Origin of the sequence: Delftia sp. ASV31, from assembly GCF_016428765.1 — a bacterium.
GTDB classification, from domain to species: Bacteria; Pseudomonadota; Gammaproteobacteria; order Burkholderiales; family Burkholderiaceae_C; genus Comamonas; species Comamonas acidovorans.
The window spans coordinates 1-323 of sequence record NZ_JAELTK010000244.1 but is presented as its reverse complement, the minus strand read 5'-3'; the positions used below and the strand labels follow the sequence as shown (position 1 = coordinate 323).

Sequence of the window (323 nt, the reverse complement as noted above, 5' to 3'; positions counted from 1 at the left end):
CCCCCCCCCCCCCCCCCCCCCCCCCCCCCCCCCCCCCCCCCCCCCCCCCCCCCCCCCCCCCCCCCCCCCCCCCCCCCCCCCCCCCCCCCCCCCCCCCCCCCCCCCCCCCCCCCCCCCCCTCTTTAATCATCCGGCGACCACCGAGATCTACACTGTTCGCATTTCGTCGGCAGCGTCAGATGTGTATAAGAGACAGGTGTAGTGTTGATTTGCATCAGGCCAGCCTGGGGTTTCCCTGGATGCAGGCAAAACGGTGGCGGACAGCGTGTCCGGGTGAATCACCTGTCCGCCAGCCAAGGCCAACGGAGGGCGCGGTTCATGCG

Annotated in this window: 1 protein-coding gene; it reads left to right on the top strand. The window is 73.1% G+C overall.

The features are described 5' to 3' along the window. Positions 1-202, top strand: a 202-nt coding sequence (locus JHD82_RS29200; RefSeq protein ID WP_199140397.1) for a hypothetical protein, incomplete at its 5' end; no start/stop codon positions are given. Between the last annotated feature and the right edge of the window lie 121 nt (positions 203-323).